This window comes from Pseudomonas sp. NFR16 (assembly GCF_900108875.1).
Taxonomy (GTDB): Bacteria; Pseudomonadota; Gammaproteobacteria; order Pseudomonadales; family Pseudomonadaceae; genus Aquipseudomonas.
On the sequence record NZ_FNYJ01000001.1, the window covers coordinates 945193 to 970046 of the forward strand.

The following is a 24854-nucleotide window of genomic DNA, read 5'->3' on the forward strand; positions in this document are numbered from 1 at the left end:
GGGGGCAAAAAATGCGCTGCCAGAGGCGTGTCGCAGGAGCATGGTCTGGCCAGTAGACGGCGAAACGGTGGTCGCGAATTCCAGACCGCCACCGCGTCCGGACGACGCGGTAACCGAATGCGGACCTGTTTCCGGTTGATAGCGGGGTAAGCCCCGCTACTGCATCCGAGCGGCAATCAACGTAAGTTGGTCTTCGCCAACTCAAGCACCTGATCGGCCTTGCCATTCATGACCGCTTTGAGCATGAACAGGCTGAAGCCCTTGGCCTGAGCCAGCTTGATTTTCGGCGGCAGTCCCAGTTCCTGCTTGGCGGTGACCACGTCCACCAGCACCGGCCCGGGATGCTCGAACGCTTTTTTAAGCGCGTTCGGCAGATCGGCGGAATCTTCCACCCGAATCCCCAGGATGCCCGCGCCGATGGCGATATTGGCGAAGCTGGTGCTGTGCAGATCGGTGTCATGGGGCACGTAGCCGCTGGCCTGCATCTCCATCGCGACAAAGCCCAGCGAGCTGTTGTTGAACACCACCATCTTGATCGGCAGGTTGAGCTGGCGAATGGTCAGCAAATCCCCCATCAGCATCGAAAGGCCCCCATCGCCGCACAACGCGACGACCTGTCGGTCGGGGAATGCCGCCTTGGCGCCCAGCGCCTGGGGCATGGCGTTGGCCATCGAGCCATGGTTGAACGAGCCCAGCAGCGAGCGCTGGCCGTTCATGGTCAGATAGCGAGCGGCCCACAAGGTCGGCGTGCCCACATCGACCGTGAAGATCGCGTCGGGATCAGCATAGGCATCGACCATGCGCGTCAGGTATTGCGGATGAATCGGCTCGCCATGGGGCGATGGGGTCGCCAGTTCGTCCAGTTCCTCACGCGCCGTGGCGTAATGCGCCAGCGCCTTGTCGAGGAATTTGCGATCGGTGTGAGCCTTGAGGCGCGGCAGCAAGGCGACGATGGTTTCGGCAATGCCGCCCTGAAGGCCCAGCGTCAGCGGCACTCGCCGCCCCAGCGCGGCAGGATCGATGTCGATCTGGATGATCTTGGCCTTGTCGGGGTAGAAGTTGCGGTAAGGAAAGCTGCTGCCGAGGATCACCAGCGTGTCGCATGACATCATCGCGTGGTACCCGGAGCTGAAACCGATCAGCCCGGTCATGCCGACGTCGAAGGGATTGGCGTATTCAATGTACTGCTTGCCGCGCAGGGCATGCACGACCGGCGCGCCCAGCTTCTCGGCCAGCGCCACGACCTGATCGTGCGCGTCGGCGCAACCGGCACCGCAGAGCAAGGTCACCGCCTTGGATTTATCGAGAATGTCCACCAGCCGCTGCAGGTCGGTCTCGGTGGGGATCACGCGCGCAGGCGCATGGTCGACCCACTCGGCCTTGGCGTCGGGCGCCGGGCTCAACGCGACATCGCCCGGAATGACGATCACCGCGACGCCGCGCTGACTGATTGCAGCGCGCATCGCGCGTTCAAGCACACGAGGGAATTGCTCGGCGCTGTGCACCGCTTCCACGAAATGACTGCATTCCTTGAAGAGATCGGTGGGATGGGTCTCCTGAAAGTAATTCAGGCCGATTTCCGAAGAAGGAATCTGCGCGGCGATCGCCAATACCGGCACGCGGCTGCGGTGGCAATCGTACAAGCCGTTGATCAGATGCAGGTTGCCCGGACCGCAACTGCCGGCACACACCGCCAGCTTGCCGGTGGACGCCGCCTCGGCAGCGGCTGCGAAAGCGGCCACCTCTTCATGGCGGGTGTGCATCCACTTGATCTTGCCCAGGCGCTCGAGGCTGTCGGTCAGACCGTTCAGGCTGTCGCCACTGACGCCCCAGATCTTCGAGACGCCTGCTGCGGCGAGGGTTTGGGCGAGGTAGTCGGCGGTGGTTCTGCTGGACATGGGGCAGGTTTCCTTGTCGAGTCGAATTGAGCGCGCGATGCCGTTGCCAGCGTCGCGCGTGCTTTCAAATCGACCGGCCCCGCCGTGCACAGTTCAGTGCGATCGGGTGTGCAGCCGTCGTAAAACCCGCCACTGCGTCATGCCTGTCACACAACCCCCGCCCTTACACTGGCGGTTGCACGACAGGTCTGCCGGGCGCCGCCACCTGCACTTTCGGGTTGACCGGCATAGCGGTCGGCGTCGCATATTGCTGTTTGAGGTGACCATCCTGATCGAGCAGCCAGGCGTCGAGGATCTGGCGCACCACCGGACCTGCCACGCGACCGCCCGCTTCGCCGTTTTCGATCATCACCGACACCACGATTTTCGGGTTGGCGGCGGGCGCAAAACCGACGAACAAAGCGTTGTCGCGGTGGCGTTCCAGGGTTTTATCGCGGTTATAGCGCTCGCCCTGCTTGATCGCCACCACTTGCGCCGTGCCGCTCTTGCCGGCAATGCGGTACTGCGCGCCTTGCGCCGCGGCCCGCGCGATACCACGCGGATCGTGCATCACGGACTGCATACCGTTGTTGACCTGATCCCATTCGCGCGAATCGCGCAGGACGATGTTGGGCATCGGATGCTCGTCGACCGGCGCCACGCCGCCGATTTCCCTGGCCAGGTGGGGCCGGTTCCACACGCCCTTGTTGGCGATCAGCGCCGTGGCCTGTGCCAACTGCAGCGGCGTCACTTGCATGTAGCCCTGACCGATGCCGAGAATCACCGTTTCGCCCGGGAACCAGGCTTGCCGACGGGTGATACGCTTCCATTCCTTGGACGGCATCAATCCGGCGGACTCTTCGAACATGTCCAGCGAGACTTTTTGACCAATGCCGAACATGGTCAGGTAATCGTGCAGCCGATCAATGCCCAGCTTGTGCGCCAGGTCGTAGAAATAGGTGTCGTTGGATCGCATGATCGCGGCGTTCAAGTCTACCCAGCCATCGCCGGAGTGGTTCCAGTTACGGTACTTGTGGTCAAAATCGGGCAACTGGAAATAACCGGGATCGAACACACGGGTCGAAGGCGTGATGATGCCGCTGTCGAGCCCGGCGATGGCCACTTCCGGCTTGATCGTGGAACCCGGCGCATACAGGCCGCGCAGCACGCGGTTGAACAACGGCCGGTCGACCGAATCGCGCAACGCCGAATACTCCTTGAAGCTGATGCCGGTGACGAACAGATTGGGGTCGAAACTCGGCTTGCTGACCATCGCCAGCACTTCGCCTGTGGCAGGGTCGAGCGCCACCACCGACCCGCGTCGATCACCCAGCGCCTCCTCGGCGGCTTCCTGCAGCTTGATGTCCAGGCTCAAGGTGATGCTTTTGCCCGCGACCGGATCATGGTGGTTGAGCACCCTCAGCACCCGCCCCTGCGCGTTGGTCTCGACCTCTTCGTAACCCACGTGGCCGTGCAGTTCGTTCTCGTAGAAGCGTTCGATGCCGGTCTTGCCGATGGACTGCGTGCCGCGATACTCGACCTGATCGAGTTGCGTGGCTTCCTTCTCGTTGATGCGCCCGACATAACCGATCGAGTGCGCAAAATGCGCGCCCAGCGGGTAATGGCGGACGAACTGCGCCTCGACGTCCAGCCCCGGCAGACGGAACTGGTTCACCGCCAGCAGCGCAATCTGCTCCTCGGTCAGCTCATAAAGCAGCGTCACCGGCACGAAGCGATGCGGTGAGTTCTTCATGGCTTTGTCGAAAATGATGCGGTCTTCGTCCGGGAGATTGAGGATGTGCATCAACTCCTCGATCACCGCATGCCAGTCGCCCGCGCGCTCGCGGGTCATGGTCAGGTTAAAGCTTGGACGGTTGTCGGCGAGGATCACCCCGTTGCGGTCGTAGATCAGCCCGCGCTCGGGGGGAATCGGCAATACATGCACACGGTTGTTTTCAGAGATGGTCGAGTGATAGGCGTACTGAGTGACCTGCAGGAAGTACATCCGGCAGACCAGCGCAATGCTGAGCACGGTCACGAACAAGGCACAGGCGATCAACCGCTTGTTGACCAGCCTGGTTTCCTTTTCGTGATCCTTGAGGGGTATCGGATCGGGCATTTCTACAGCTACTCGGTGAAGATGAAGACGACAGACACAGCGCCCGCGTGGGGATTATCAGGACGCAAATGGCGTGCACGATACCAAGAAGTGACCGGTTTCACGGCGCGATCTTCATGAAAATCCTGTCATGTTGAGCGAAGCTGGCAAGCGATATCTGCGTATCGACATTTCTGCGGCAGTGCTTCTGACGCGCTGTGCGAGCCTCTTTTTGTTGCGCAGAACAGCACAATCGACACGGCTGTTGCATGACAGATGACATCAGAAGAATCGGATCAGGTTACGCAGAAGCGAATCACTGCCCCCGCAGACCTGCCAGATGCTCTAAATCAAGGGTGTGGGCACGGGCGGATGGTCATCGAACGCCCACTCAATAATCCGGCAAACCCTGGACTGTTGCGAAATCGGTAACGGTTATTTACGAAATGAGGACAATGCAACGTCTGGTAACACATCTATGATTGCCACCAGCGTGGAAAAGATGACAGCGGGCAAGGCAATGCCCCCGCTCAGTGTGCGCCTCTCGCTCACCGGCAGACCAGAGACCCAGTGTCACACCCCCGCTCGAGCAAGACGCCGGGCACATCGTATGCCCGTCCAACCGTGAATAAAGAACGCTGAACGCCACTCCGACACGGACCATTCCTGCAATGGCCCGTGAAGTCGCGTTCGCAGGAGCCCTGAATGACAGAAAAATCCAAAGGCTTCACCCGCCGCCAGTTGCTCAAGACCTCCGCTGCCTCGCTTGCAGTCGGTGCCGCCGCAACGGCCAAGGCCGCCACCGTCGTCGGTGTTCCCCAGTGGGTGCCGTTCGATCACAACGGCCCGATGCACTACGACACCCCGGGCTGGCAGTTCTTCACTGACGCCGAAGCCGCCACAGTCGAGGCGATCGTCGCCCGGCTGATTCCCGCCGACGACCTGAGTGTCAGTGGCAAGGACGCAGGCTGCGCCGTGTTCATCGATCGCCAGCTGGCCGGCGAGTACGGCACCTTCAGCCGCCTGTACATGCAGGGCCCGTTCGAAAAAGGCACGCCCATGCAGGGCGACCAATCCGAACTGGTGCCGCGTCAGCGCTACCGGCTGGGCCTGGCCGGACTCGACGCTTACTGCCAGAAACAATTTCAGAAGGGCTTTACCGCCCTCGCCGCGCCCGATCAGGACAAGGTGCTGACCGGTTTGGAAAAAGGCGACATCGCGCTGGACGGCATCGACGCGAAACTGTTCTTTCAGCAAGTGCTCGGCAACACCATGGAAGGCTTCTTCGCCGACCCGGTCTATGGCGGCAACCGCGACATGGTGTCGTGGAAAATGATCGGCTTCCCCGGTGCCCGCTACGACTACCGCGAGTACATCGGTCTGCATAACCAGAAGCTGAATCTGGTGCCGCTCTCCATCATCGGCAGCTCCGCCTGGACCAAGAAGGGTTAATTCGACATGGCCAAAAAACTACCTTCCACGGATGTCGTGGTTGTCGGACTCGGCTGGGCCGGATCCATCATTGCCAACGAACTGGCGGACGAAAACCTCAAGATCATCGGTTTCGAGCGGGGCCCGTGGCGTGACACCGCAGCCGACTTCAACGTCGCCTCGGCGGCCGACGAACTGCGCTACAACCGCCGTCAGGACCTGATGCTGCGGACCCGACAAAACACCACAACGATTCGCAACAGTGTCAACGAAACCGCGCTGCCGATGCGTTCGTGGGGTTCGTTCCACCCTGGCAACGGCACAGGCGGCGCAGGCAACCACTGGGCGGGCATCACCTTCCGCTTTCAGCCCCATGAATTTCGCCTGGCCAGCCACCTCAAAGAGCGCTACGGCAAAGAGCTGTCCCCGGAACTGACCCTGCAGGACTGGGGCACCGACTGGGATGAGATGGAGCCGTTCTACACCAAATTCGACCGCCTGGCGGGCGTTTCGGGCAAGGCCGGCAACATCAAGGGCGTGATCCAGGAAGGCGGCAATACCTTCGAGGGCGCCCGTTCCGAGGAATACCCCAATCCGCCGACGCAGCAGACCTACGCACCGACGCTGTTTGCCGAAGCGGCCAAGAACCTGGGCTACAAGCCCTTCCCGGTGCCCTCGGCGCTGGTGTCGCAGCCGTATGTGAACTCGCTGGGCGTGGCGATGGGGCCGTGCACCTACTGCGGTTTCTGCACCAACTACGGTTGCGCGAACTACTCCAAGGCCAGCGCCATCACCACGGTGCTGCCGGTCCTGATCCGCAAGCCGAACTTCACGGCCATGACCCACTGCGAAGTCCTGCGCGTGACCATGGACAGCAGCGGCAAGCGCGCCACCGGTATCGTCTACATGGATGCCAACGGCGAAGAATGGGAACAGCCGGCCGAACTGGTCGTCATCAGTGCCTTCATCTTTGAAAACGTGCGCCTGATGCTGCTGTCCGGCATCGGCCAGCCCTATGACCCGGTCACCAACACCGGCACCACTGGCCGCAATTACGCCTACCAGACCGCCAACAGCGTGCGCATGTTCTTCGATGACAAGAACTTCAACCCCTTCATCGGCGGCGGCGCCATCGGCATGGGCATCGACGAGTTCAACAACGACAACTTCGACCACTCGGGGCTGGGCTTCGTCGGCGGCGGCAGCACGCGCGTCACGCCGATCGGTGCAGCGCCGATCGACTCTCGCCCGCTGCCGCCCGGCACCCCGGCGTGGGGTTCGGAATGGAAAAAGGCCACGGTCAAGAACTACGCCAGCACCATGTCCATCGGCTGCGAAGCGAGCAGTTACGCGACCCGCACCAATTACCTGTCGCTGGACCCGACCTACAAGGACCCGCTGGGACGCCCGTTGCTGCGGATCACCTTCGACTTCCCGGAGAACGACCGCAAGATGGCGGCCTACGTCACCGGCAAGGTCGGCGAGATCGCCAAGAGCATGAACCCGCGGCAGATGGTGTCCAACTCCCAGACCGGTCACTGGAACAGCTCGCCGTACCAGTCTTCGCACATCGTCGGCGGCTTCATAATGGGCGCCGACCCGAAGAACAGCTCGGTCAACAAATACCTGCAAGTGTGGGGCGTGCCCAATCTGTTCGTGGTCGGCTCCTCGGCGTTTCCGCAGAACCCCGGTTACAACCCGACCGGCACCGTGGCAGCACTGGCTTTCAAAGCGGCGGACGCCATTCGCAACCGCTACCTCAAGCGTCCAGGGGAGATGATCAGCGTATGAAGGCGCTTCTGACTGTATGTGCGGGCGTCATCGGACTGTCCGTTGGCCTGGTTCACGCCGCCACTGGCGCAGATTCCTACAACTTGGTGGAAAAAGGCCGCTACCTGACCACATTGGGCGACTGCACGGCGTGCCATACCTTGCCTGGCAAGCCGTTGTTTTCCGGTGGCGTCATCCTAGATACGCCCTTCGGCAAACTGGCGGGCGCCAACATCACACCGGACCCGGTCAACGGCATTGGCCGCTGGACCTTCGAAGACTTCCAGAACGCCATGTCCAAAGGGCACGGCCTGGACGGCAAGCGTCTGTACGGCGCCATGCCCTTCACGGCGTACACCAAAGTGCGCCGCGAAGACAACATGGCAATCTGGGCCTACCTGAGGACCGTCGACGCGTCGGACAACAAGGTGGAAACCAACCAGCTGCCCTTCCCCTTCAACGTGCGCACCAGCCTGATCGGCTGGAACCTGCTCAATTTCAAGGAAGGCGAATTCAAGGCCGACCTGCAGAAGTCCGAGCAGTGGAACCGCGGTGCTTATCTGGTTGAAGGGCTCGGGCACTGCGGCACCTGCCACACGCCCAAGAACCTGATCGGCGGCGACAAGAACGACCAGTTCCTGACCGGCGCCAACTTGCAGAACTGGGTGGCGCCGAACATCACCTCCACCGGCCACGACGGTCTGGGTGCGTGGAACGAAGCGGATATCGTCCAGTACCTGAAGACCGGCGCGAACCGCTTCGACATCGCCTCCGGCCCCATGGCCGAGGAAGTCGAGCACTCGTCGCAGCACTGGAACGATGAAGACCTGATGGCCGTCGCGGTCTACCTGAAGGACGGCGCCAGGCCGGTCGAGCCGGCGACAGCGGTTGCGGCCAGTGATGCGGCGATGGTTGCGGGCAAGGCGATCTACGCTGACCGCTGTTCGGCGTGCCACACGCCGACCGGTGAAGGCGCGGCCCACCTGTTCCCGAAACTGGCCAAGGCGCCGTTGATCAACAGCAACGATCCGTCGTCGCTGATTCGTGTGGTGCTGGCGGGCAGCCGTGCGGGCGCCACCGATGCAGCGCCGACCGCGCCAGCCATGCCGGCATTCGGCTGGAACCTGTCGGACGAAAACGTCGCTGATGTGCTGACCTACGTGCGCAACACCTGGGGCAACGCAGCGCCTGCGGTTTCCGCTGCTCAGGTGAAAGATGTGCGAGAGGCGTTGACGCCGAAGTAGCCGCTACCAATTCACCGTCACGAAGTCACCGCCGCAGCAGCGGTCCGCGCGCTGCTGGCGTATTGAAAATGCCCGGCCCCAGAGATGAGGTCGGGCTTTTTTTTGACTTGGCAAGCGATGCGAATCTCGCTCCTGCCTGCAGCGGCCGGCATTCGGCGGAATGCTGCGCTTGCAACCTGTATTCACTGACCGATTCACACTTGTACGATGTCTTATCACAATGTATTACTAGCGGCCCGTAAAAAAATAATTCAACGGAGACCGCTACATGGAATCGACCCATTCCGATGAGCCTCAAGGCAACAGTCGCAGAACCTTTCTGAAACATTCACTGGCCGTATCGGCCACGCTCGCCACCCTCGGCAGCGCCGCCCTTCCTCGTCTGGCCAGCGCCGCCGAGCCGCTCAGCCAACGCTATCCCGATCCGCTGATCCACATTCTCGACGACAGCTTCCTCGACCTGCGCATCTTCAACGCCAGCGTGGAAAAGCTCGCCACGGGCATGCGCTGGGCCGAAGGTCCGGTCTGGGTGGGCGACGGGCGCTATCTGCTGGTCAGCGATATTCCCAACAACCGGATCATGCGCTGGGACGAAATCACCGACACCTTCTCGGTCTACCGCCAGAACTCGAATTTCTCCAACGGCCTGTGTCGCGACCGCCAGGGTCGGCTCCTCGTCTGCGAAGGCTCGACCACCGGCACCGAAGGCCGCCGCATCACCCGCACCGAACACAATGGCAGCGTGACCGTGCTGGCGGACAGCTTCGAAGGCAAGCCTTTCAACTCGCCCAACGACATCGTCTGCAAGAGCGATGGCTCGATCTGGTTCAGCGACCCGCCTTTCCAGACCGGCAACAACTACGAAGGTCACAAGATCACGCCCGCGCAGCCGCATGCGGTTTACCGGATCGACGGCCAGAGCGCAAAGGTCACGCGAGTGATCGACGACCTCAACGGCCCTAACGGCCTGTGTTTCTCGCCGGACGAAAAAACCCTTTACGTGGTCGAAGGCAGGGCCAAGCCCAACCGGCTGATCTGGGCCATCGCGGTCAACGAGGATGGCAGCCTCGGCGCCCGGCGCAAACATGTCGAAGGTCTCGATTACGCCGCCATCGACGGCATGAAATGCGACGAGGCGGGCAACCTGTGGTGCGGCTGGGGTGGCAACGGCGATCCCAAGGCCGACCTGGAAAAACTCGACGGCGTGCGCGTCTTCAATCCGCAGGGCAAGGCTATCGGTCACATTTCGCTGCCCGAACGCTGCCCGAACCTGTGCTTCGGCGGCCGCGAGGGCAACCGTTTGTTCATGGCGAGCAGCCATTCCATCTATTCGCTTTTCGTGAACACACGCGGCGCCACGTTCGGCTGACGCGAGCATGATGCGTCGGGTCGGCCAGGATCGCAGCGGCCGGCCCGGCGCAGGGCCGTCAGGCAGGAGGTGGGCCAGCAACGCTGCAACTCTTGAACCGGCGGCGCAGTCTTCTGCTATCAATGAACCACCGCTTTCTTCCCGCAGAGGACACCGTCATGCCGCACCTGCTCTACATCGAAAGCTCACCCCGCAAGCAACGGTCCGCCTCGATCGAGGTGGCCAGGACGTTCATCGATGCCTGGCAGGCTCAGCACGCGATTGCCACGGTCGACACCCTGGACGTCTGGAACACGCCCCTGCCCGAGTTCGACGGCGCGGCGCTGGACGCCAAGTACGCCGGCATTCAGGGCATCGAGCGCACGCCCGAGCAAGCGCAGGCCTGGGCACAGATCACCGAACTGGCCCAGCGCTTCGTCAGCGCTGACATCATCCTGTTTGCCGTGCCCATGTGGAATTTCGGCATTCCCTACAAGCTCAAACACCTGATCGACGTTGTCAGTCAGAAAGACCTGCTGTTCAGCTTTGATGAGCGCGGCCTGAACGGCTTGCTCGACGGGCGCAAAGTGGTCGTCATCGCGGCTCGAGGCGCGCCTCTGGATCGCGCCGAGCATCAGATCGCCTACCTCACGACGTGGGCGGAAATGGTCGGCATCGACGAGCAATACAACATCGTCATCGAGAAAACCCTGCTGGGCCCGGAAGTTGACGCCGAATCGCGCAGCGCCGCCAGCAAGGCAGCCGTGGAACTCGCCGCGACCTTATGACCCGTCGCTCGCGCCTGCAGAGCGGGCCTGCCGCGCCTGCAGGATGCGCGGCAGATTGCGCTCGATCCACGTTGTCAGGCCATCCATCTGCAACGCGACCTCCTCGCCCAGCGGGGTCAGGCTGTATTCCACATGTGGCGGCACCACCGGCAGCGCCTTGCGATCAATAAAACCGTCCTGTTCGAGACTCTGCAGAGTCTGGGAAAGCATCTTCTCGCTGACACCGCCGATCTTGCGCCGCAGTTCACTGAACCGGTGCATGCCGTCCAGCAGCACCACCAAGACCAGCACACCCCAGCGACTGCACACATGGTTGAGGATTTCCCGCGACGGGCAGTCTCGCGCCAGCACCTCACCGGTACGGATACGCTCCAGCAGCGAGGCGCTTTCTGTCGACGGGCTTGAAATGTCATTCATTGCACTTACCTTTTTGTACGTACTTACTAAAGGTTAGCATGATGACTATGCTGAGCGCACATTCACTGCTGCTCAGGTACATCAATCATGATCGTCATCACCGGTGCTTCCGGCCAATTGGGTCGTCTGGTCATTGCTCAACTGCTGCAAACCGTGCCCGCCAGTCAGATCGTTGCGGCTGTGCGCAGCCCGGAAAAAGTCGCGGATCTGGCGGCCAAGGGCGTACAGGTTCGTCATGCCGACTATTCGCAGCCTGCCACGCTGGACAGCGCGTTTGCCGGCGCGGAAAAGATCCTGCTGATCTCGTCCAGCGAAGTCGGTCAGCGGGTGGCTCAACACCAGGCCGTGATCGACGCGGCCAGACGTGCCGCCGTCAAGCTGCTGGCGTATACCAGCGTTCTGCACGCGCCGACCTCGGCGCTCGGGCTGGCCGAAGAGCATCGCCAGACCGAAGCCGCGCTGGCACAGTCGGGGGTTCCGGCAGTGCTGCTACGCAACGGCTGGTATCACGAAAACTACACGGCGGGCATCGCGGGTGATCTGGCCCATGGCGCGCATTTCGGCAGCGCGGGCGAAGGCCGCATCAGTTCGGCAGCCCGCGCCGATTACGCAGCCGCAGCTGTTGCCGTGCTGACCGCGCAGGATGATCAGGCGGGCAGTGTCTACGAACTGGCAGGAGACAGCCCTTACACGCTGCGCGAGTTCGCCGACCAGGTGTCGCGCCAGGCCGGCAAGCCCGTGGTTTATACCGACCTGTCACAGGCCGACTACCGCGCTGCGCTGCTGCAGGCCGGACTGCCTGAGTTTGTCGCCGAGTTGCTGTCCGACTCCGATGCCGCGGCGGCCAAGGGCGCCCTGTTCGACGACGCCCGCCAATTGAGCCGTCTGATCGGTCGGCCGACAACGCCGCTGAGCGCAAGCATCGAACAGGCGCTGGCTGGCTGATCCGACGTCTGCCACGCCCGCTCGCCGTTTTCATGGCCTGCGGGCATGGCGCCGACGCGCTGACCGTAGCGCAGGTCCGCACATCCACCCTCTCCCACTGAATGATTTGCAGCCACCACGGTCGGAACTAGTGACAGCGCATTACGCACTGGAAAGGAGTTTCGAATGAACAGCAAATCGCTCATCGCCGGTTTGACGATTCTGGGATGTGTTTCTGTCGCCAGCTTCGCCGTGCAAGCCGAGGACGCACCAGCGCCGACCGTTCAGCCCTCCAAAGACAACATGCGGGATCTGGAAAAAGGTGATCGCGCGCCGGAAAAATTCCAGCGCCCGGGCGCTGCCATCAAAGACTGGAAACAGAAAGGCCTCAAGACTCCCGCCGAGCAGAGCCAATGGGTGCGCATCAATGACAAGTACGTGCAGGTGCAGACCACCAACGGTCAGATCACCGACATCGTGCCTGTCAAAAAATAACACGACGCTGAAAACCACAGCGCAGTGGCCCTGCTTTGGGCTGACCAGAGGAATAACAGAAGGAATTGCCCATGAACCTGAGAACCCTGACGGCCTGCGCGGCCATCGCGACCTGCTTGAGCGGCACCAGCCTCATGGCCCAGGCGCAGACAGCCTCGAATGCCAGCGTGCAGGCTGAACACACCAATCAGCGTTACAAAGTCGGCGACACCGCGCCGGATCTCTATAAAGAAGAACGCGTCGGCATCAAGGACTGGCAGGACAAACACCTCGCAGCGCCGGCCGAAGACAGCCAGTGGGTGATGATCAACGACAAATATGTGCTGGTAAACGTCAGCGACGGCAAAATTCTCGACATCGCACCGGTCAAGACCCAACCGCTGAAAAAATGAATGACCTCGCGGTGCCCGGATCCTCTCGGGCACCCGGCTTCCCTCTCGCGTCCGCTCTGCAGCGGGCATTCGGCCAGATGAAATCCCGGTATCAACGGCGAGAAAGGTTGGACGCTAACGATTTCCGACTTTAATCTTTGCCGTTTGTTTCGCTGAGTCTTTTCGAATAGCCAAGGCCGGGTCCGATGTCGTCCGTTTTGAATGTGCTGTTGCCGATCTTTGCCCTGATCCTGGTGGGTTACCTGTGCCGAAGGACCAACCGCTTAGGTCCCGGCGCTGCTTCTGAAATCAATCGCATGGTGGTCTGGTTGTGCCTGCCGGCGCTGCTGTTCACCGCTACCGCCAATGCCACCTGGGAGCAGATCTGGCATCCCGGTTTCGTGCTGGCATTCACCCTGTCGACGATGGCGATGTTTGTCCTCACCTTGTTGCTGCGGCGCAGAAAGGCCGGGCATTTTGCCGACGCCAGCATCGATGCGCTGAGTGCGTCCTACGCCAACACCGGGTACATCGGCATTCCGCTGTGCGTCATGGTGTTGGGCCAGAACGGTCTGGAACCTGCACTCATCGCGTCGCTGATCGTGGTCTGCGTGCTGTTTGGCATCGCTCTGGTGTGCATCGAAGTCGGCCTGCAAAGCGAAGCGAACGTCCACCGGATCGTGTTCAAGGTGCTGCTCGCGCTGGCAAAGAACCCACTGGTGGTGTCGCCGATTCTCGGTGGCTGCTGGGCCACTACGGGCGTACCGCTGCCGGGCGCGCTGGACAAATTCCTCAGCTTGCTGGGCGCAGCGACCACGCCCTGCGCGCTGATTTCCCTGGGACTGTTTCTCGCCCAGAAACAGCAAGGCCCGCGCCATGGCACGAGCCTTCTGGTGTTGATCAAGCTGATCGCTCACCCGCTGTTGACCTGGTTCCTGGCGTTCAAGGTGTTTCATCTGCCGCCGCTGTGGGCCAACTCCGCCCTGTTGCTCAGCGCGCTGCCCACCGGCACCGGGCCGTTCATGCTGGCCGAGTACTACAAGCGAGAGGCCTCAGTGGTTTCCAGCACCATCCTGATGTCGACGCTGGGGTCACTGCTGACCCTGTCGCTGTGCATCTATTACATCAACGGCTAGCGATCGATCCAGACCTTCGTCAACGCCTGACGTGGTTCAAATGAACATGCCGCCCGACACTTCGATGCGTTGAGCCGTAATCCAGCGCCCGCCGTCGCCCAGCAGCATCGCGATCGCAGCGCCGATGTCATCGGGCAGGCCGGCGCGTCCCATGGCAGTGTTCGCCGACACCCAGGCATTCACATCGGCGTTGTCACGCACCGAACCGCCACCGAAATCGGTCTCGATGGCGCCAGGTGCGAGGGCATTCACGGTAATGCCGCGCGGGCCGAGTTCTTTCGCCAGATAACGCGTCCACACTTCGATCGCGCCCTTCATCGATGCATACGCGGCATAGCCGACCGGCGAAAAACGCGCCAACCCCGACGACAGGTTGACGATACGCCCACCATCGGCGATCAGCGGCAGCAGCTTTTGGGTCAGGAAAAACGGCCCTTTGAAATGCACGTTCATCAACTGATCGAATTGCGCCTCGGTGGTTTCTGCGCAGGAGGCGTAAAGACCGATGCCCGCGTTGTTCACCAGAAAATCAACGCGCTCAGCATGGAAGTACGCCTTGAGCAGCGCCGAGATCTGCGTGACGAACGCGTCGAATTGTCCGCTGCTTCCAACATCCAGCCTGAGCATTTTCGCCTTGCCGCCCAAGGCTTCGATTTCGGCGACGACGCTTTGCGCTTCGTCTTCTCGGCTGTGGTAGGTGCCGATGATGTCGACGCCCTGCCGTGCCAGATGTAGCGCAGTGTTTTTGCCCAGGCCGCGGCTTGCGCCGGTGATGATCGCAATCTTCTTGCTCATGAAGGCTTCCTCGTTGGTGATGGTCAGTCGTTGAAGACAAGCGTATTGTTCGGCTGTGATTTGATAAACAGCCCGTATCCGACATGAATAGTCGACCAGGCCGAACAATAGGCAGAGATTCATGAACAAGCTGGAGCTGCTGAAAACCTTTATCAGGGTCGCCGAGATGTCGAGTTTCACGCAGGCCAGCGACGCCCTGAATCTGCCGCGCTCGACGGTTTCCGAGCACATCCGCGGGCTCGAGGATCTGCTCGACACCCGCTTGCTGCTGCGCACCACGCGCAAAGTGCAGACCACCCCGGACGGCCAGGTGTTGTACGAGCGCAGCAAAGACCTGCTGGCGCAGATGGACGAGCTGGAGAACCTGTTTCGCCAGGACAACGCGGTGCTCAGCGGGCGCTTGCGGGTCGACATGCCGACTGCCGTCGCACGCAGGCTGGTGATGCCCCGACTGGGTGAGTTCATTGCCCGACACCCCTTGATCGAGCTGGAAATCAGCAGCACCGACCGTCGCGTCGACCTGGTCCGCGAGGGGTTCGACTGCATCATGCGTGTCGGTGAACTGCCCGATACGTCACTGGTGGCGCGTTCGCTTGGTCACTTGCAGATGGTCAATTGCGTCAGCAGGAGTTACGCCGAACGCTTCGGCGTCCCCCGCACGCTGGAGGATCTGCAGCAGCATCGCCTGGTCAATTACGTGTCGTCATTCGGCGGCAGCGATTCGATGTTCGAGTACCACCGCGACGGCAAAGACTGTTACGTCGCGATGCCATGCAGTGTCACCGTCAACTACATCGAAGCCTACGAGGCGGCGTGCCTGGGTGGTCTGGGGATCGTGCAGATACCGCGCCTGGCGGAACGCTACCAGCTGGCGCGCGGCGACCTGGTCGAGATACTGCCCGATTACCTGCCCGCGCCGATGCCGGTGTCGCTGCTGTACGCCCATCGCCGTCACCTGCCACAACGCTGCCGGGTGTTCATGGACTGGATGGAACAGTTGCTGGGCGAGTACGGCGTACAGCGTTGACCTGACAGCTCGTGGCCGTCACGGCGCGGTCTAGCCGCTATTTCAGGGCGGCGACCACGGCGTCGAAGAAGGTCATGGGATCGACAGGTTCTTTGTCCACCGGCTTGGGCTGTGCGCCGAACGTGACGATGACCACGTTGTTGGCCGGATTGACGTAGATGTTCTGTCCCTGAATGCCGACGGCGGCGTAGGCGCCATCCTTGACCGAGGCTTCGGTCCAGGCGGTCCACCACATGTAGCCGTAGTCGAGCTTCTTGCCGCCCTTGAGGGTGGTCGGCAAGGTGGCTTCGCTGACCCAGCCGTTAGGCAGAATGGATTTGCCGTCGATCTTCCCGCCGTTCATGAAGAACAGCCCGAAGCGCCCGTAATCGCGCAAGGTAGCGCTGATGCCGCTGCCGCCGATTTCCACGCCGTCGGGCGAATCGAGCCACCATCGGGCATCGCTTTCCATACCGAACGGCTGCCAGATCTTCTTCGACAGGTAGTCGGCCAGTGGCATATTCACCGCGCCGCGCACGATTTCCCCCAGAATCTGGGTCTCGCCGGTGCTGTAATTATTCACCGTGCCCGGCTCGGCGGCGCGTGGCAGCCCGGCCATGAGTGTCACCGCTGAGCGCGGCTTCTGCGAGATCTGCGCCCTGAGCAAGGCCCGACGATCCGATGCAGGGTCAGTGTACGTTTCGTTCCACTTCACACCCGAGGACATCATCAGCACATCGCGCACCGTCACGCCGTCGTAGGCGCTGCCTTTGAGCTCAGGCACGTAATCGACGACCTGCGAATCGAGTCCTTTGATCAGCCCGTCCTTGATCGCGGCAGCGGCCAGCGTCGAGGTGATGGATTTGGCCATCGACATCGACATCCAGCGGGTTTTCTCGTTGTTGCCGCGCTGGTAGGTCTCGAAGACGATCTTGCCATCCTTGATCACCAGCATCGCCGTGACGCTGTCCAGTGCCACGTAGTCGTACAGGTCGTACTTTTTGCCCTCGTAGGTGAAGCGCACATTGGCCAGTTGCTTGTCTGACCTGGGCAACGCGTAAGGGTGGGCGCCGGCCTTGATCGTGTGGGTGGGAAACAGTCGGTCGATGTTGCGGTACGTGCTGACGGCAAGGTCCGGCAACATTGCGCCGTCGTAAATCTGTTCGACCGTGCCGATGGTCTCGTGGGCGTGAGGGTAATCCTCGGCCCCGGCGTTCAGTGTCAGCCCGAGGGCCAGCAGCCCCATGGAAAATGCCAGCGGCCGAGCGCGCTGAACGGAACGTGAAACAGCTCGTGGGTACATAACGCTTCCTTATTCTTTATCGCCGTTATCAGACGTCGGGACATGGCCCGCATGAACCATAGTTCAGCCGCGGACGCCGCACTGCGCATTCAGTCAAGGGATTGCCAAACCTGAGGTCGGAAATTTCGTACGTAAACGCCGGGCGAAAAAAAACACCGCCGTGAAGGCGGTGTTTTTTGTGGCGAAAGCGTCGGGATCAGACCTTGACGATCCAGCCGGCCGGGCCTTCGATCTCGCCGAACTGGATACCGGTCAGCTCTTTGTACAGACGCTGGGTCACCGGGCCGACTTCGGTTTCGCTGTGAAAGACGTGCAGCTTGTCTTTGTAGCTGATGCCGCCGATGGGCGTGATCACCGCAGCGGTACCGCAGGCACCGGCTTCCTTGAACTGATCGAGCTTGTCGATGAACACTTCACCTTCGGTGACCTTCAGACCCAGCCGGCTCGACGCTAGTTCGATCAGCGACAGACGGGTGATGCCCGGCAGCACTGACGGCGATTTCGGCGTGATGAACTGATCGTCGTGGGTGATACCGAAGAAGTTGGCCGAGCCTACTTCCTCGATCTTCGAATGGGTCAGCGGATCCAGGTAGATGGCGTCGGCGAAACCATGCTTCTTCGCTTCGCTGCCCGGCATCATGCTGGCCGCGTAGTTGCCACCGACCTTGGCGGCACCGGTGCCTTGTGGCGCGGCGCGGTCGTAGCTGGAGATCACGAAGTTATGCGGTTTCATGCCGCCTTTGAAGTAGGGACCGACCGGGATGCAGAACACCGAGAAAATGAACTCGGGTGCGGCGCGAACGCCGATGTTGTCGCCCACGCCGATCACGAACGGACGCAGGTACAGCGCACCGCCGGTGCCGTAGGGCGGGATGAAGCGCTCGTTGGCGCGAACCACTTCCTTGCACGCCTCGATGAACACATCGGTTGGCACATGGGGCATCAGCAGGCGGCTGCAACTGCGCTGCATGCGAGCGGCGTTCTGGTCCGGACGGAACAGGTTGATCGAGCCGTCTTTGGCGCGATAAGCCTTCAGGCCTTCAAAGCACTGCTGACCATAATGCAGCGCGGTGGAGCCTTCGCTGATATGCAGCACGTTGTCTTCGGTCAGGGTGCCCTTTTCCCACTCGCCGTTACGCCAGTGAGCCAGATAGCGCTTGTCGGTCTTGATGTAGTCGAAACCCAGCTTGTCCCAATTGATGCTTTCGTTACCCATGACACCCTCTATTTCCTGGCCAGCCCGGCCGGCATTCCCGGCGTCTGGCGTTTCTTCAATATGGTCGTGAAGGCCCGGTACAGGACACGGCCCGTTCCGATGTTGCGCCATATTACTGATTTTTTGCCCGACAAACCGCCTCCACTGCTCGGGAGCTTAAAAAGATCGTGCGAGGGCGTGCCGGACGGATAAAAAAAACGCTTACAACTGCCCGTTCTGGCAGCTCTGGGCTGACATCATTTTCTTCTTCATTTCAGTCAGAGCGCTTATCGCCTCTCAGACTGTGCCACCCGTAACAAAAGCTGAACACCAGGCGTGCAGAACCGTAAATGTTGCCTATCGTTGCTAATTCACATGAGACAGGAGCAGTGCCATGGGTATCGAGCAACTCTTCGCGGATCTGGGCAGTCTTCCGAGCATTCCCAAAGTGGCTCAAGACCTGATTCTGCAGTTCGACAATCCTTCATCGAACCTTGAAAGCATCGCCCGCAACATCCAGAAGGATCCGGTGATCTCCGCCAAGATCCTGCGCCTGGCGAACTCCGCCAGGTTCCGGGGCGCACGTGAATCGTCAAGCATCGAGGACGCGGCGATGCGGCTGGGCTTCAATACTTTGCGTACGCTGGTGCTGGCCTCGGCGGTCACCGGCGCGTTCAAGGCGGGACCAAGCTTCGACCTCAAAGGATTCTGGCTGAAGAGTTTTCAGGTGGCCGGGATCTGTCGATTGCTGGCCAAGCAGTCCGGTGCCGATGCGGAAATTGCCTTCACCTGCGGGGTGATGCACGACATCGGCGAATTGCTGATTCAGACCGGCGCGCCTCAGGTGGCGGAACGCATCAACAGTGTGACGAAAACCGGCACGACCGGTCGCGCAGCCATTGAAACGCTGCAACTGGGTTTCGGTTATCCGGAAGTCGGTGCGGAACTGGCACGTCGCTGGCAGTTGCCCACTGTCATTCAAGATGCCATTGCCTATCAGGCCAGGCCCATGCAGGCGCCGGGCGATGCGACCCAGCCGCGAATCGTCGCCCAGGCACTGACCATTTCCGACGCGCTGGACAACCATGGCGGCGCTACGCCAGAAGCACGACAAGCGGTCGACGGCCCGCTGTTCGAGGGGATCGATCTGGACGCGCTGTTCGCCGCACTGCCCGCCGTGCTGGAAGCAGACAAGGCGTTTGCAGAGCTGCTGAGCTAAGACCAGGTTTGCGTACAGAGCCTTCGGGCGTAAGCGTGCTGGCGATTGCAGTGCAGCCACTGAATCAGCGGCTGATCAACTGCAGACGCCGGCACGTTTTCTGCCTACAGAGCCCGACATCAACCGCCACACCGCTCAATCGGCCGAAGCATAAATCACCCGCCTCGTTTAGTATCGGCCCACCGCTGCGCTCTCGAGGAACTCTGCATGTTCGACACGTCTGCCGAATCCGGGACTGAAACGCTCCTGCACTGGATGGGCGAACGCTCGTTCGTCGTCCTGACCGGGGCCGGCATCAGCACCTCTTCCGGGATCCCCGACTACCGCGACAGCGACGGCGTGCGGCGGGGCCGGCAACCGATGATGTTTCAGGAGTTTCTCAACGCGCCCGAGGCCCGTCGGCGCTATTGGGCGCGCGCCATGCTTGGTTGGCCACGGGTGCGCGCCGCCAGTCCCAACGCAGCCCACTACGCCCTCGCAACCCTGCAGCAACATGACCTGATCAACGGCGTGATTACTCAGAACGTCGACACGCTGCACGATCAGGCCGGCAGCCAGGATGTTGTGGAACTGCATGGCAGCCTGCACTGGGTGCTGTGCCTGGATTGCCGGAAACGCACTGAGCGCGACGTGATTCAGCAGCGCCTGCTTGACCAGAATCCGTACCTGGCCGGGGTCGATGCGGTGCAGGCACCCGATGGTGACACGTTGCTCGATGAGGCGTTCGAGGCGCGTTTCCAGGTGCCGCATTGCACACACTGCGGCGGCGAGCGCATGAAGCCGGATGTGGTGTTTTTTGGCGAAAACGTTGCTGCGCCCACTGCAGCAAGGGCGATGGAAAAGGTTGAACAGGCGGATGGGTTACTGGTGGTGGGATCGTCATTGATGGCGTTCTCAGCGTTCCGGCTGTGCCGGGCGATGGCTGACCAGGGCAAGCCGCTGGTGGCGATCAATCTGGGCAAAACCCGCGCCGATGACCTGCTGGACCTCAAAATCGGCGCGTCCTGCGAAGTCTTGCTGCCTCAGTTGACGCAGCGACTGGTAACGCCCTGAGCGGATATCAGCCGCCGTGTCGATCCATCACGGACCGGCGTGTCAGGGCCTGATGCCCGGCAGCGCCGCCAACGCCTTCTCCCATATCTGTCGCGTTCGTACCCACACCACTTCCTGCCAGTCCGGGTCGGCCGGGTAGAACTGTTCCAGCAATCCTCGTTTGATCGCCCGTCCCGTTTCGTCCAGTGGATCGCCGTGCAGGTGCAGCCAGTGGTCGTCTCGCAGGTGCTGGTGCACCTCAGCGCCAGGGTACGTCCCGCATTCGATCACGAACGGCATCAAATGCACGCCGGGCAAGGCGTCGAGCAACATCTGCGAGGTGTATCCGGTGGAGGTCGCGGCGACCCCGGTTGCGCTGATCTGGTTGGCGCCGGTAATGAGCGTGAACAGCCATGGGCCGAACAATGCCTGGGCGTCTTCCAGCGCCGGATAACCTGACTCGACGATGCTCATCAGCATCGGATGGCCGTAATCTCCCGCGCCGGTGTGCAGGTCGAAGCACGCCGCCACCTCAACGCCGCTCAGGTGCCTGGCAACGATGCTGCGCAACGTTCGGTTCGACCAGCTCGGACCCTTGCCGCCATAGAACAGGCCATCGGCGAATTCATACTGCCCCGCTTCCACGACCGACATCAGGCCCGGCCAACCGCGTTCGGCGATGGCGGCGTTGAACAAGGCGTCGGCCCGATCGCGCAACGGCCCGCGCAGCTGTTCGCAAGCGTAGAGGGGATGCACTTCCCGGTAGGCACGGTTATCAGGCAACGGTCTGGCGAAGTTCAGGTAGTTGCGGTTCTGATCGAGGTTGTCCTCGTTGACCCGACGCATCCACGCGGTACCCCACGGATTGATCAAGTGAATCATCAACACCGCGACGCCTTCGTGCAGTGCGCGGCCCTTGAGGCTTTCAAGCCAACGACTCTGGCAATCAGAACCGTAATAACCCTCCACACCGTGGGTCCCGCTCAGTGCCACCAGCACCTTGCGGGCGTCGGGCGGGCCGATCCAGGCGACATCGGTGAACAGACGCTCACCAAAGGGGCCGGCAAGCGGATGCGGGTATTCGCTCAGGTCAGCACCGAGTTCGGTGGCGGCCTTCAGGAAACGTTCACGCAGCGCGCGGTAACCGGGCTGGGTGGGGAAAAACTGGCTCATCGAAACCCTCGAGAATAAGGACCGAATCAGGTTCGGCGCACGGACCGTTTTACCGCCCGAACCGAAGTGCTTCAAATTTGTTACAAAAAAAGCGCTTATTGGCACATTTTTTTCAGGGAATTTTCACAAGTGGGACGTCAGTACCACCCGCAGGCCCGCGAACTCAACAAAACCGCGAGTCTACGCTGCCCATCGGTGCGCAACACGCACCAAAGTGCAGGAAACGGACATCACCCTGTCCATAAACAGTGCAGGACGCCAACCACAAGTCTGACGTCCGTCGACAAGGAATTCGAAACGTGTACTTCATTGCCCGACCGTCATCGATAACCCCTCGCCTAGCCATAAGCCCCTCGCCTGCGCGCTCTGCGTCATCGTCAGTCAGCCTTGGCTTGATGCCCGGCGGTGCCTGTTCCAGCGCCTGACGGTTCACGCTCATTCGGTTTCACACCCAACGCAGATCCGCGCCGAACGCCTTTATTTTTTGCAGCACCCGCGACACCGACTTTTATTTGTTAATCACGGACGCATCCGATAAGCGCGGCATTTGCGTTTTTATAAAACAGGACTTCCTGGCAGAGAGTACTCGGCATCAGAAGTGCCACATATTAAATAGCCATCATCAAACAGATGGACGCTTGTGATCATCCTAAGGAAAGTCTCAAGCGACTTTATGTGACTGACCGGTCACTAACTAAGGGGACATGCACCATGCACAGCTAACTCATTACGCACCAATTCGAACCCTAGTTATCGGGTTTGGTGCACGCACTTCCGATTGATTAACGACGAGGCACTGCGAAACTTTCCCAGCGCACTCAACGGACCCGCTCGTCCCGATATTTAAATTGGTTCAATTGGTCCGAGTTTGTCCACGGCCGCTTTAAACAGGGATTCGATAAAAAATTACAAGAATGCGACATATCGGTCGCAACGCCTGAAAACATCGTTCTAGACGTACTGGCTGGCACAGCGGTTGCTATTACTGCCCTGTAGACCTCTCGACACACTGTCGTACTTCGACGTACACAAACAAGAAATCAGGGAACATCCATGTCGTCTCCATAGCCACTGCAACCTGACTCATTCCGATATAAGAGCCGACAATTTCATTGTCGCTCACGGGTGTTTTGCGCCTTATACACGTGCAAGCATCAGGCATTCGAACATTGATTAAATGTTTGAACGGAACCTTATTGCCCTTCAACTAAACGAGGGAGCTTTAATGAACGACGCGGTAAAGATGAACGCCTTGCCCGATCCGTCCCCGGATGAACTTTCCAGGGTCTGGCCGAGTATTCCATTCAAGGAAAACACCTCACGACCTGGCGGATTGAACAGGCCGCAAGTGTTGCTATTGATTGCCGCTTCGGTCCTTATTCACGGCGCCATCTGGTGGTACATGCACACTGCAAAAGCCGAACTTGCGGAAGTTGCGCCGCAGGTTCCTGAAATGACCGTGGAATTGACCAGCGCGACGCCGCCGACACCCGAGCCGCCACCGCCTGAGCCCCCACCCCCTCCGCCGCCACCCCCTCCGCCGCCGGAGCCGGAGCAGCCCGTGGAAGACCCGGATGCTGTCAAGCCGCCGCCTAAACCGGTGGAGAAGCCGAAGGTCGAGAAGCCCAAGCCCGTGAAAAAGCCGGAACCGGTGAAAAAGCCGACACCGCCCTCACCGCCGGTGCCAGCCGCGCCCAGTACACCTGCGGCGCCCGCACCGGCCGCGACTCCCGCTCCGGCAGCCCCTGCAGCGCCCGCGGCCCCAGCCGCGCCGGCCAAGGAAACGGCAGCCATTTCGGGGCTGGCAAGCCTGGGCAACCCGCCACCGGAATACCCCGGCGCGGCCCTGCGCAAAGGCATGGAAGGTCGCGTGATCCTGCGCATCAAGGTGCTGCCCAACGGCCGCGCTGGCAGCGTCGAGGTGACCAAGTCCAGCGGCAAACAGGTTCTCGACGATGCGGCCGTGGAGACGGTGCGCAACTGGAAGTTCATTCCGGCCAAGCGCGGCGACACGCCCATCGAAGGCTTTGCGACCCAGACCATCGATTTCAAGTTGCCGGAATGACCCGGCAGGCAAACCACTGACAACTCTTATTTAGCTGGTGAGGTGTAACCATGAACGAATCGCTCTCTTCCATGATTGTCCCTGGCGTGCTCTGGGCTCTGGTGCTGTTCTCGGTGCTGAGCTGGGGATTGCTGTTGATCAAATCCGCGCAGTACCTGAAACAGAAAACCCAGAACCGGCAGTTCACCAAGGCGTTCTGGACCGCGCCGGACTTGCTCACCGCCGCCGAACATGCCACGCAGTATCCGGGTTCGCTGGCGCGCATCGCCAACAGCGGCTTCGAAGCCATGGCCGTAGAAGACACTCCGCGCACCACACAGCAACTGGCGCACACCATCAACCGTTCGGATCGTCTGGAGCGCAACCTGCGGCAACAGATCCAGAAGGAACGCCGCTCGCTCGAGGCCGGGCAAGCGATTCTTGCCAGTATCGGCAGCACCGCGCCCTTCATCGGCCTGTTCGGCACGGTCTGGGGAATCATGGAAGCGCTGCAGAGTATCGGCGCCAGCGGCTCCGCCAGCCTGGAAACCGTCGCCGGCCCCATTGGTCATGCCTTGATCGCCACCGGGGTCGGCATCGCGGTCGCGGTCCCGGCCGTGCTGATTTACAACTTCTTCCTGCGCCGCCTGAAACTGGCCGTGGCCGACATGGATGACTTCGCCCATGACTTCGACGCCCTCGCCCAGCGCAGCGCCTTCGCCGTCAGCCGCCAACCCATCGCCCACAAACAGGGCCAATCGGTCAAGGAGGCGAGCTGATGTCGTTCTCTACTCAAGACAGCGATGAAGTGCTCAGCGAAATGAACGTCACACCGCTGGTGGATGTGATGCTCGTGCTGCTGGTGGTGTTCATCGTCACCGCGCCGCTGATGACCAACGCAATCAAGGTCAACCTGCCGAAAACCGACGCCGTCGCCCCCGCTGAAAAGAAAGACCCAGTGGTGGTCAGCGTCGATCAGGACGGCAAGTTCTACCTGGCCAAATCCGAGATTGCCCCGGAGTCCCTGGAGATCAGCCTCAAGGACGTCAAGGCCAAAGACCCCGAGGTGCGCGTGCAATTGCAGGCCGACACCAGCGTCAACTACGGCCAGGTGGCCAAGGCGATGGCGTCGATCGAGCGCTCGGGGATCACCAGGATTTCGGTGATGACCTCCAAATGATGCAGCGA

22 protein-coding genes are annotated in these 24854 nt (G+C 61.1%); 15 read left to right on the top strand and 7 right to left on the bottom strand.

All coding sequences use genetic code 11. From position 1 onward, the window contains the following. Positions 1-176 precede the first annotated feature (176 nt). Positions 177-1898 carry a ubiquinone-dependent pyruvate dehydrogenase gene (gene poxB, locus BMZ10_RS04255; RefSeq protein ID WP_093458782.1) on the bottom strand — a complete coding sequence of 574 codons (1722 nt, stop codon included), beginning with the start codon at positions 1896-1898 and terminating at the stop codon, positions 177-179. Positions 1899-2061: 163 nt separating this feature from the next. Beyond that, positions 2062-3996 (bottom strand): penicillin-binding protein 2, encoded by a 1935-nt coding sequence (gene mrdA / locus BMZ10_RS04260; protein WP_093458783.1) that lies wholly within the window; start codon positions 3994-3996, stop codon positions 2062-2064. Between the two features lie 684 nt (positions 3997-4680). Between mrdA and BMZ10_RS04265 the strand changes: the two genes are divergently transcribed. The 5 genes from BMZ10_RS04265 to BMZ10_RS04285 all read left to right on the top strand — a co-directional run bounded on the left by BMZ10_RS04265 (position 4681) and on the right by BMZ10_RS04285 (position 10556). Continuing rightward, on the top strand, positions 4681-5427 hold the full coding sequence (locus BMZ10_RS04265) for a gluconate 2-dehydrogenase subunit 3 family protein (RefSeq protein WP_093458784.1): 747 nt from the start codon (positions 4681-4683) through the stop codon (positions 5425-5427). 6 nt (positions 5428-5433) lie between these two features. Further along, positions 5434-7197, top strand: coding sequence for a GMC family oxidoreductase (locus tag BMZ10_RS04270; protein WP_093458785.1), 1764 nt, complete (start codon positions 5434-5436; stop codon positions 7195-7197). Further along, entirely contained in the window at positions 7194-8420 is a 1227-nt protein-coding gene (locus tag BMZ10_RS04275; RefSeq protein ID WP_093458786.1) for a c-type cytochrome, read from the top strand. The genes BMZ10_RS04270 and BMZ10_RS04275 overlap by 4 nt, the downstream gene beginning before the upstream one ends. A gap of 268 nt (positions 8421-8688) precedes the next feature. After that, entirely contained in the window at positions 8689-9789 is a 1101-nt protein-coding gene (locus BMZ10_RS04280; RefSeq protein WP_093458787.1) for an SMP-30/gluconolactonase/LRE family protein, read from the top strand. Between the two features lie 158 nt (positions 9790-9947). After that, positions 9948-10556 carry an FMN-dependent NADH-azoreductase gene (locus BMZ10_RS04285; RefSeq protein ID WP_093458788.1) on the top strand — a complete coding sequence of 203 codons (609 nt, stop codon included), beginning with the start codon at positions 9948-9950 and terminating at the stop codon, positions 10554-10556. Here BMZ10_RS04285 and BMZ10_RS04290 read toward each other — a convergent pair. Next, a complete protein-coding gene (locus BMZ10_RS04290; RefSeq protein WP_093458789.1) occupies positions 10551-10973 on the bottom strand; it encodes a winged helix-turn-helix transcriptional regulator in 423 nt (140 codons plus the stop codon). The two genes, BMZ10_RS04285 and BMZ10_RS04290, sit on opposite strands and share 6 nt — an antisense overlap. Positions 10974-11060: 87 nt before the next feature. Here BMZ10_RS04290 and BMZ10_RS04295 point away from each other — a divergent pair, with 87 nt between their 5' ends. From BMZ10_RS04295 to BMZ10_RS04310, 4 genes are all read left to right on the top strand, one after another. Next, positions 11061-11918 (top strand): SDR family oxidoreductase, encoded by an 858-nt coding sequence (locus tag BMZ10_RS04295; protein ID WP_093458790.1) that lies wholly within the window; start codon positions 11061-11063, stop codon positions 11916-11918. Between the two features lie 165 nt (positions 11919-12083). Beyond that, positions 12084-12392: an RcnB family protein gene (locus BMZ10_RS04300; protein ID WP_093458791.1), complete on the top strand. Its 309-nt coding sequence runs from the start codon at positions 12084-12086 to the stop codon at positions 12390-12392. Positions 12393-12463: 71 nt separating this feature from the next. Next, positions 12464-12784, top strand: coding sequence for an RcnB family protein (locus BMZ10_RS04305; protein ID WP_093458792.1), 321 nt, complete (start codon positions 12464-12466; stop codon positions 12782-12784). A gap of 185 nt (positions 12785-12969) precedes the next feature. Then, the gene (locus tag BMZ10_RS04310) at positions 12970-13899 is read left to right on the top strand and encodes an AEC family transporter (RefSeq protein WP_093458793.1); all 930 of its coding nucleotides are present in this window, start codon (positions 12970-12972) and stop codon (positions 13897-13899) included. Between the two features lie 36 nt (positions 13900-13935). Here BMZ10_RS04310 and BMZ10_RS04315 read toward each other — a convergent pair whose 3' ends face one another. Then, positions 13936-14694 carry an SDR family NAD(P)-dependent oxidoreductase gene (locus tag BMZ10_RS04315; protein WP_093458794.1) on the bottom strand — a complete coding sequence of 253 codons (759 nt, stop codon included), beginning with the start codon at positions 14692-14694 and terminating at the stop codon, positions 13936-13938. A gap of 121 nt (positions 14695-14815) precedes the next feature. Between BMZ10_RS04315 and BMZ10_RS04320 the strand changes: the two genes are divergently transcribed. Beyond that, complete coding sequence (locus BMZ10_RS04320; RefSeq protein ID WP_093458795.1) at positions 14816-15721, top strand: LysR substrate-binding domain-containing protein; 906 nt, start codon at positions 14816-14818, stop codon at positions 15719-15721. Between the two features lie 37 nt (positions 15722-15758). Here BMZ10_RS04320 and BMZ10_RS04325 read toward each other — a convergent pair whose 3' ends face one another. Both BMZ10_RS04325 and BMZ10_RS04330 read right to left on the bottom strand, forming a co-directional pair. Beyond that, positions 15759-17003: a serine hydrolase domain-containing protein gene (locus tag BMZ10_RS04325; RefSeq protein ID WP_093458796.1), complete on the bottom strand. Its 1245-nt coding sequence runs from the start codon at positions 17001-17003 to the stop codon at positions 15759-15761. A 196-nt stretch (positions 17004-17199) separates the two neighbouring features. Next, on the bottom strand, positions 17200-18219 hold the full coding sequence (locus tag BMZ10_RS04330) for a branched-chain amino acid aminotransferase (protein WP_093458797.1): 1020 nt from the start codon (positions 18217-18219) through the stop codon (positions 17200-17202). Positions 18220-18592: 373 nt separating this feature from the next. Here BMZ10_RS04330 and BMZ10_RS04335 point away from each other — a divergent pair, with 373 nt between their 5' ends. Continuing rightward, positions 18593-19417, top strand: coding sequence for an HDOD domain-containing protein (locus tag BMZ10_RS04335; RefSeq protein WP_093458798.1), 825 nt, complete (start codon positions 18593-18595; stop codon positions 19415-19417). Between the two features lie 255 nt (positions 19418-19672). Beyond that, complete coding sequence (locus BMZ10_RS04340; RefSeq protein ID WP_256214427.1) at positions 19673-20470, top strand: NAD-dependent protein deacetylase; 798 nt, start codon at positions 19673-19675, stop codon at positions 20468-20470. Positions 20471-20512: 42 nt separating this feature from the next. On the opposite strand, the gene BMZ10_RS04345 is transcribed toward BMZ10_RS04340, so the two are convergent. Next, the gene (locus BMZ10_RS04345; protein ID WP_093458800.1) at positions 20513-21622 is read right to left on the bottom strand and encodes a DUF2817 domain-containing protein; all 1110 of its coding nucleotides are present in this window, start codon (positions 21620-21622) and stop codon (positions 20513-20515) included. A 1225-nt stretch (positions 21623-22847) separates the two neighbouring features. Between BMZ10_RS04345 and BMZ10_RS04350 the strand changes: the two genes are divergently transcribed. The 3 genes from BMZ10_RS04350 to BMZ10_RS04360 are packed head-to-tail and all read left to right on the top strand — an operon-like array spanning position 22848 to position 24846. Further along, on the top strand, positions 22848-23687 hold the full coding sequence (locus tag BMZ10_RS04350; protein ID WP_093458801.1) for an energy transducer TonB: 840 nt from the start codon (positions 22848-22850) through the stop codon (positions 23685-23687). Between the two features lie 50 nt (positions 23688-23737). Next, complete coding sequence (locus BMZ10_RS04355) at positions 23738-24445, top strand: MotA/TolQ/ExbB proton channel family protein (protein WP_093458802.1); 708 nt, start codon at positions 23738-23740, stop codon at positions 24443-24445. Then, positions 24445-24846, top strand: a complete 402-nt coding sequence (locus BMZ10_RS04360) for an ExbD/TolR family protein (protein ID WP_093458803.1) — start codon at positions 24445-24447, stop codon at positions 24844-24846. Before BMZ10_RS04355 ends, BMZ10_RS04360 begins: the two co-directional genes overlap by 1 nt. The last annotated feature ends 8 nt before the right edge of the window (positions 24847-24854 follow it).

Bases quoted from the DNA above. Each gene is read 5' to 3' on its own strand.
- BMZ10_RS04315 (WP_093458794.1), bottom strand. From the start codon at position 14,694: ATGAGCAAGAAGATTGCGATCATCACCGGCGCAAGCCGCGGCCTGGGC.
- mrdA (WP_093458783.1), bottom strand. From the start codon at position 3,996: ATGCCCGATCCGATACCCCTCAAGGATCACGAAAAGGAAACCAGGCTG.
- BMZ10_RS04335 (WP_093458798.1), top strand. From the start codon at position 18,593: ATGGGTATCGAGCAACTCTTCGCGGATCTGGGCAGTCTTCCGAGCATT.
- BMZ10_RS04295 (WP_093458790.1), top strand. From the start codon at position 11,061: ATGATCGTCATCACCGGTGCTTCCGGCCAATTGGGTCGTCTGGTCATT.
- BMZ10_RS04270 (WP_093458785.1), top strand. From the start codon at position 5,434: ATGGCCAAAAAACTACCTTCCACGGATGTCGTGGTTGTCGGACTCGGC.
- BMZ10_RS04300 (WP_093458791.1), top strand. From the start codon at position 12,084: ATGAACAGCAAATCGCTCATCGCCGGTTTGACGATTCTGGGATGTGTT.
- BMZ10_RS04330 (WP_093458797.1), bottom strand. From the start codon at position 18,219: ATGGGTAACGAAAGCATCAATTGGGACAAGCTGGGTTTCGACTACATC.
- BMZ10_RS04345 (WP_093458800.1), bottom strand. From the start codon at position 21,622: ATGAGCCAGTTTTTCCCCACCCAGCCCGGTTACCGCGCGCTGCGTGAA.
- BMZ10_RS04355 (WP_093458802.1), top strand. From the start codon at position 23,738: ATGAACGAATCGCTCTCTTCCATGATTGTCCCTGGCGTGCTCTGGGCT.
- BMZ10_RS04285 (WP_093458788.1), top strand. From the start codon at position 9,948: ATGCCGCACCTGCTCTACATCGAAAGCTCACCCCGCAAGCAACGGTCC.
- BMZ10_RS04290 (WP_093458789.1), bottom strand. From the start codon at position 10,973: ATGAATGACATTTCAAGCCCGTCGACAGAAAGCGCCTCGCTGCTGGAG.
- BMZ10_RS04350 (WP_093458801.1), top strand. From the start codon at position 22,848: ATGAACGACGCGGTAAAGATGAACGCCTTGCCCGATCCGTCCCCGGAT.
- BMZ10_RS04340 (WP_256214427.1), top strand. From the start codon at position 19,673: ATGGGCGAACGCTCGTTCGTCGTCCTGACCGGGGCCGGCATCAGCACC.
- BMZ10_RS04280 (WP_093458787.1), top strand. From the start codon at position 8,689: ATGGAATCGACCCATTCCGATGAGCCTCAAGGCAACAGTCGCAGAACC.
- BMZ10_RS04305 (WP_093458792.1), top strand. From the start codon at position 12,464: ATGAACCTGAGAACCCTGACGGCCTGCGCGGCCATCGCGACCTGCTTG.
- BMZ10_RS04275 (WP_093458786.1), top strand. From the start codon at position 7,194: ATGAAGGCGCTTCTGACTGTATGTGCGGGCGTCATCGGACTGTCCGTT.
- BMZ10_RS04325 (WP_093458796.1), bottom strand. From the start codon at position 17,003: ATGTACCCACGAGCTGTTTCACGTTCCGTTCAGCGCGCTCGGCCGCTG.
- BMZ10_RS04360 (WP_093458803.1), top strand. From the start codon at position 24,445: ATGTCGTTCTCTACTCAAGACAGCGATGAAGTGCTCAGCGAAATGAAC.
- poxB (WP_093458782.1), bottom strand. From the start codon at position 1,898: ATGTCCAGCAGAACCACCGCCGACTACCTCGCCCAAACCCTCGCCGCA.
- BMZ10_RS04265 (WP_093458784.1), top strand. From the start codon at position 4,681: ATGACAGAAAAATCCAAAGGCTTCACCCGCCGCCAGTTGCTCAAGACC.
- BMZ10_RS04320 (WP_093458795.1), top strand. From the start codon at position 14,816: ATGAACAAGCTGGAGCTGCTGAAAACCTTTATCAGGGTCGCCGAGATG.
- BMZ10_RS04310 (WP_093458793.1), top strand. From the start codon at position 12,970: ATGTCGTCCGTTTTGAATGTGCTGTTGCCGATCTTTGCCCTGATCCTG.